At 69.3% G+C, this 6226-nt stretch carries 4 protein-coding genes; 2 read left to right on the forward strand and 2 right to left on the reverse strand.

The genetic code is table 11. The features are described 5' to 3' along the window. The first annotated feature begins 103 nt into the window (after positions 1 to 103). Together ACRX5W_RS21765 and ACRX5W_RS21770 are read left to right on the forward strand one after the other, a co-directional pair. Positions 104 to 865: a class I SAM-dependent methyltransferase gene (locus ACRX5W_RS21765; RefSeq protein WP_436789911.1), complete on the forward strand. Its 762-nt coding sequence runs from the start codon at positions 104 to 106 to the stop codon at positions 863 to 865. 317 nt (positions 866 to 1182) lie between these two features. Continuing rightward, the gene (locus ACRX5W_RS21770; RefSeq protein WP_436789912.1) at positions 1183 to 3594 is read left to right on the forward strand and encodes a hypothetical protein; all 2412 of its coding nucleotides are present in this window, start codon (positions 1183 to 1185) and stop codon (positions 3592 to 3594) included. A gap of 124 nt (positions 3595 to 3718) precedes the next feature. Here the strand turns inward: ACRX5W_RS21770 and ACRX5W_RS21775 are convergent, their stop codons facing one another. Then, positions 3719 to 4630 (reverse strand): SDR family oxidoreductase, encoded by a 912-nt coding sequence (locus ACRX5W_RS21775; protein ID WP_436789913.1) that lies wholly within the window; start codon positions 4628 to 4630, stop codon positions 3719 to 3721. A 246-nt stretch (positions 4631 to 4876) separates the two neighbouring features. Beyond that, positions 4877 to 6091: an amidohydrolase family protein gene (locus tag ACRX5W_RS21780; protein ID WP_436789914.1), complete on the reverse strand. Its 1215-nt coding sequence runs from the start codon at positions 6089 to 6091 to the stop codon at positions 4877 to 4879. Positions 6092 to 6226 lie beyond the last annotated feature (135 nt).

Below are 6226 nucleotides of genomic sequence, written 5' to 3' on the forward strand. Positions count from 1 at the left end.
CCCCGCCACCGGGCGTTCGCCGACCGAGCGCGCAAGCGCTGCGGCGCTCGGCGGCACACCCGCCGAATGCATGGCCGAACGGTCCCTTTGAAAGGATCGGGCCATGTCACCTGACTTCGACCGACTGGTCGCCGAAGCGGAGAACGTCTCGGTAGCCGGTTGGGATTTCTCCTGGTTGGACGGCCGCGCCACCGAGCAGCGGCCGTCCTGGGGTTACCAGCGCCTCATGGGCGAGCGCATGGCCGGCGCCTCCGCCGCGCTGGACATCCAGACCGGCGGAGGCGAAGTCCTCGCGGGCGTACCGAAGTTGCCGCCGCTGACAGCCGCCACCGAAGCGTGGCCGCCCAACATCGCCCGTGCGACGCGTCTGCTGCACCCGCTCGGCGTGGCCGTCGTCGCCGACGACGACCGGCCGCCGCTCCCGTTCGGCGACGAGGCCTTCGACCTCGTGGTCAGCCGGCACCCGGTGACCGTCTGGTGGCAGGAGATCGCCCGCGTGCTGCGCCCCGGCGGCACCTACTTGTCGCAACAGGTCGGCCCGGCCAGCGTGTTCGAGCTCGTCGAGTACTTCCTCGGCCCGCAGCCCGAGGAGGTCCGGCGCGCCCGTCACCCGGACGACGCCCGCCAGGAGGCCGAGGCGGTCGGCCTGGAGGTGGTCGACCTCCGATTCGAGACGCTGCGCACCGAGTTCGACGACATCGGCGCGGTCGTCTACTTCCTGCGCAAGGTCGTCTGGATGGTCCCCGACTTCACCGTCGCACGTTACCGGGACCGCCTGCGGGACCTGCACGAGCTGATCGAGGCCGAGGGCCCGTTCGTCGCACACACCACGCGCTTCCTCATCGAGGCACGCAAGCCCGCGTGACGCCGGAACCCCGGTGACACCGGCATCCAATGGGGGCCGGATCCGCAAGTCCCCGGCTGACCCCACTTGTGACGGACTTCGACCTCGCAGCGCTCATCAACCACCGTGCCGGGCAAGGGGTGTCCCTCGACTCGGACACACAAACGGGTATCTCCCCCGTGCGGGCTGGTGCCGTCGGATCAGCGTCGATAACCTGCGGGCTTCTTCGAACTTCCATGTCCTGCGGGGGATTTGTGGACGACAGCCGACCCGATTCCGTTCCGTCGCCGCCGCCACGGCCTTCCCATCCCCCGCCTCCGCCTCCTTTCGCACCGCCGGTGCCGCCGGGCCGGCGCGGGTGGAGGCGTTCCTGGCCGTGGATCGCGGCGGTCGTCGCGCTCGGGCTCATCGCGACGTTGGTTGTTGTCTTCATCCGCGGCGGCGACGACGGGGGCAATCAGCGGCGTGACGCGTTCGACGCGGCCCTGGACAACCTCGCCGCCGCGCCCGCGCTGCACACGCAAGGCGACTTCGCGGGTGCGCGGATCGACATGCGGGTCACGGCGACCGGTGACGCCTTCGGCACGGTGACGACGGGCAACACGCCCGTGGACATGCTGACCATCGGCGACCGCACCTACACGCGCGTGCACGAGGGCGCGTTCGGTCTGCCGGTGGGCACAGGGGCCGCGGAGCATGTGCCGTTCGGCCGCTGGATGGTGTCCGACACCGGCATGGTCGGGATCGCGACGCACAGCTACCGGCCCCGGGCGATGGCCGACACGCTGCGCGCGCAACTGGCCATCGCGCCCGACAGCGCGCTGCGGGACGCGCCGGAACCCGTCGGCGGTGTCGAGGCGTTGGTGGCGGACACGTCGTGGGGGCAGGTGTACGTCTCCGCGAAGCAGCCGTACCGCGTGCTGCGGACGGCGTCTTCACTGCCCGGCGCGGCGATGCCGAGGGCGCCGGCCCTCCCGACAGGGCTCCCGAGCGATCTGCCGACGGAACAGCCCACCGGCCTCCCAGCCGGCCTCCCCACAGGATTTCCCACCGGCTTCCCCACCGAGCTCCTGACCGCCCTGCCGAGTGGCTTCCCGACCGCGTTCCCCACCGCGCGCGGCATCCCCCACCGGTCGGCGGTCCCCGCCGCGAACGCCCCCGAAGCGGTCCCGTACGCCCCCGCTCCGCCACCGCCCGCCCCGGCACCTCCGCCCGCCTCCGCACAGCAGTGCTCGTGCATGTCTCTGACGCCCCTTCCGGCCGAGCAAACCCGGGCGCTCGGCCGCGAGTTGGAAGCCAAGATCGCCGAGCTCGCGAACGCCATCGACCCGAGCATCAGCTACACCGCGCAAGGTCAGGCGTCGTTCAGCGGTTGCGGAGCCGGGGCGTGCACGGTCACCGCGACGGTCACCGGCAGGTTCCAGGGCAAGTACGTCACCAACCCCCAGGTCACGGCCGACATGACGGTCACCATGACCTTCGACGGCGCGGCGGTCGGCGGTTGTTCCTCGACCGGGACGCTCCCGGTCGACGGCACCGGAGCCATGAGCTGCGTCAACGTCAGCCCGGCGTGGACCGCCGCCTACACCCGCGCCGAGGCAAGCGACCGCGCCATCGCCGCCTCCGGCCGGCAACCCCCCACCCATGTCTACGCCGCCCAGGTCAGCGTCGTCGCCCGCGCCATGGCCGAGGCCGACGTCGAGGCGATGCGCCAAGAGCTCCAACGCCGCATCGAAGACCTCCTCAGGTCCCTCCCACCCCAGCCCGCCGGCGGCGCCGCACCGCCGCCCGTCTCCCCGCCACCGCCCCAAGAGCCGGGTGGACTCCCGGACTCCCCTGCACCGTCCGGGGGTTCGACAGGCAACGGCACAGCGGTACCGAACCCGGTGCCGAGCCCTGGGCCGAATGCGTCGCAGGCCGAGTACGAGGCCTGGCTCGACTACGAGATGTACCGCATCAACACCGACCCGGAGTACTTCAAGGAGTTCTACAAACAGAACACCGGTTACCGGCACTCCGTCGACAACGGCATGCCGCAGATCACGTGGGACGCCGACAACAACCAATGGATTCCGGCATCCAGGGTGCCGCCGCCGCTTCCCCCGAAGTATCTGCCCGAGACGATTCCGCGGGGCACCCGGGAAGGCGCGCTGGCCCCCGCCGATCTCGACGCTGCGGCGCTGGCGCGGTACAGCGCGATCGACGCCGCCACAAAGGCCGCTGACAGGCTCGCGGATGCGAAGGCGGCGTACGACAATTACCCGACCGAGGCGAACCGCGTCGCGCGGGAGGCAGCCGAGGCTGACTACAAGCCGAAGCAAAAGACGATGAGCGAACTTGCCGAGGAGTTCGGCGAGACGGTGGCCCGGCTCCAGGTGATCCCGCAGCTGTACCCGGGGGCGACCAGCCTGGATCTCGCCGGTCCCGACAACGGCAACGACCAGTTCGATCAGGTGTGGAAGACACTCGACGGGCGTTATGTGGTGGTGGAGGCGAAGAGTTCACCCAAGACCGATCTGGGTTACCGGACACTCCCCAACGGAAAGCGCGTCTCGCAGGGCACGTTGGAGTACTTCCAGGACATTCTCCGCAAAATGCGCGATCGAGGCGAAGGGGGCCTGGCGGACGCGCTGGAAGCGGCTCGCGTCAACGGCCAGTTGGATTACCTCGAAATACACGGCGACCCGAAGGGTGACAAATACGGTGGCTACATCGTGAAAAAGTTCGATATCACCAAGCCGATACTCTGACGATCGCAGCGGCCCGGCAGCGAGGTCGAGCCCGACAACGAGCCCCGGCCATTGCCCGTGCATGCCAAAGGGGTCCGCAACATCCGTCGCCGCGACGGGTGTTGCGGACCCCTTTGCATGAACGTCAGGACTGCGTGGGGCGGGTGCCCGTCATGTCGGCGTTGGGGGCGGCCTTGGCGACCAGGTCGGGGATGACGTCGCCGAGCTCGGCCGGGGTCCAGCGCTCGCCCTTGTCGACGGTCGGGCCGGCGACCCATCCCTCGGCGACGCTGATCTTGGTGCCGGTGATCGAGAAGACACGACCGGTGACACCGGAGGAGGCGGGGGAGCCGAGCCACACGACCAGCGGCGAGATGTGCTCGGGGGCCAGGCGGGCGGCGTCGTCGGCGGTGCCGACCAGGTGCGTGAGGTCTTCGGTCATGCGGGTGTACGCCGTGGGCGCGATGGCGTTGACGGTGACGCCGTACCGGCCCAGCTCTTGCGACGTGATCACGGTGAACGCCGCGATGCCGGCCTTGGCGGCGCCGTAGTTGGCCTGGCCGATGTTGCCGAAGATGCCGGACGGGGAGGACGTGTTGATGATGCGCGCGTCGACCGTCTCGCCGGCCTTCGCGAGGTTGCGCCAGTGCGCGGCGGCGAAGTGGGCGGGGCCGAAGGTGCCCTTGAGGTGGACCTTGATGACCGCGTCCCACTCGGCCTCGGACATGTTGGTCAGCATGCGGTCGCGCAGGATGCCCGCGTTGTTGACCAGCACGTCGATGCGGCCGAAGGTGTCGATCGCGAGCTTGATCAGCGACTCGGCGCCGTCCCACGTCGAGATGTCGTCGGTGTGCGCGACCGCCTCGCCGCCCGCCGCCTTGATCTCGTCGACGACCGCCTGCGCCGGTCCGGCCGACGAACCGGTGCCGTCGCGCGCCACACCGATGTCGTTCACCACGACCTTCGCGCCCTCGGCGGCGAAGGCGAGAGCGTGGGAGCGCCCGATGCCGCCGCCCGCGCCCGTGATCACGACAACGCGGCCATCGCAGATACCCATGCAGTCCTCCAGCCCTGGAAAGGTGCGCCCTCGGCGAGCGGCGCCCTTAGCTGACGCTCAATCAACAGGCGCCACGATAACCGGACCGGTCGCGGGTAGGTCCAGGCAGGTTCACGATCGGGTGGAGATCGTTGTTCGAATCGGACGCTTGTGTGGGGCGCCACACCGGAGAAAAGTGGCAAAAACACCGTTTCGGGAGCGGGGGTGGCGATCGAATACGGCGGTCCGCTCAACCGGCGACCCCGGTCACTCGGTGATGCCGAACCGCTCCAACCCGAACGCCTTGATGGCGTTGCCGCGAAACAGCTTGTACGCCTCCTCCTGGGTCAACCCCGCCTGCGTGGCGATGTCGTACGCGACCTTGCGCGTGTGCGGGAACGTCGAATCCGCATGCGGGTAGTCGACCTCAAAGCAGATCTGGTCGATTCCGATCACGTCGCGGTTCCGCAGCCCGATTTCGTCGTCGAAGATGCAGCCGTAGACGCGGTCCTTGAGGTACGACGACGGCTTGGCCGCCAGCGACGACCCGAAGTCGTTGTCGGCGCGCTCCGCCCACAGCTTGTCGGCGCGCTCCAGCACGTACGGCATCCAGCCGACCTGGCCCTCCGCGTACGCGATCTTCATGCGCGGGAAGCGGTCCAGCACGCCGGAGAAGATGTAGTCGACCAGCGAGCCCATCGCGTTCTGAAACGTCAGCGTCGACGACACGATGAACGGCGCGTCCGGCGACGTCGACGGCATCTTCGACGACGACCCGATGTGCATGCACACGATCGTGTCGGTCTCCTCGCACGCGCGGAAGAACGGGTCCCAGAAGCGGTCCTTGTCGTGCACCGACGGCAGGCCGAGCGGAACCGGGTTCTCGGAGAACGCCACCGCGAACGAGCCCTTCGCCGCACAGCGTTCGACCTCGCGCGCGGCAAGGTGCGGGTCCCACAGGGGGATCAGCGTCATCGGCAGCAGCCGGCCCCGGCCCTCGCCCGCGCACCACTCGTCGATGATCCAGTCGTTGTACGCCCGCACGCACAACAGCGCGAGCTCCTTGTCCTGCCGCTCGTGGAAGGCCTGTCCGCAAAAGCGCGGCAGGATGTTCGGGAAGCAGATCGACGCGTCGGTGTGGTTCGCGTCCATGTCCTTCAGGCGCTCGGACTGGATCCACGCCCCCGGGCGGATGTCGTCGAACGTCACCGGCGTCACATCCAGCGTGTCGAACCCGACCGCCGCCGAGAGCTTCGGGAACGGGTACACCAGATCGTCGTAGATCCACCAGTCGCACCACTCGCCGTCCTCGACCCCCTTCTCGTACGAGAAGACACCGCCGACAAAGCTGAACCGCGCCTTCTCGCGCACGACACGCGGCCCCCGCTCCTTGAACTCGGCCGGCAGGCGGTCCTGCCAGAGGTTCGGAGGCTCGACGACGTGATCGTCCACGGAGATGATGCGGGGTATCTGGAGGGTCATGAGAGCCTTTCGGGTCCGGGGTCCGCTGGGGCCATGGCGCCTGACGGCACGTGCATGCCTTGCAGGGGCGCGACCTTCAGCCGAACAATCGCCCGCGCGCCAGGTCGGGCGTCTCGGTCGCGACCGTCGGTGGCG

It is taken from the genome of Yinghuangia sp. YIM S10712 (assembly GCF_051388935.1).
Classification (GTDB): domain Bacteria; phylum Actinomycetota; class Actinomycetes; order Streptomycetales; family Streptomycetaceae; genus Yinghuangia.

What these genes read in the sequence shown, in the direction of transcription:
- ACRX5W_RS21775 (WP_436789913.1), bottom strand. Translation starts at nt 4,630, where the DNA reads ATGGGTATCTGCGATGGCCGCGTTGTCGTGATCACGGGCGCGGGCGGC.
- ACRX5W_RS21765 (WP_436789911.1), top strand. Translation starts at nt 104, where the DNA reads ATGTCACCTGACTTCGACCGACTGGTCGCCGAAGCGGAGAACGTCTCG.
- ACRX5W_RS21780 (WP_436789914.1), bottom strand. Translation starts at nt 6,091, where the DNA reads ATGACCCTCCAGATACCCCGCATCATCTCCGTGGACGATCACGTCGTC.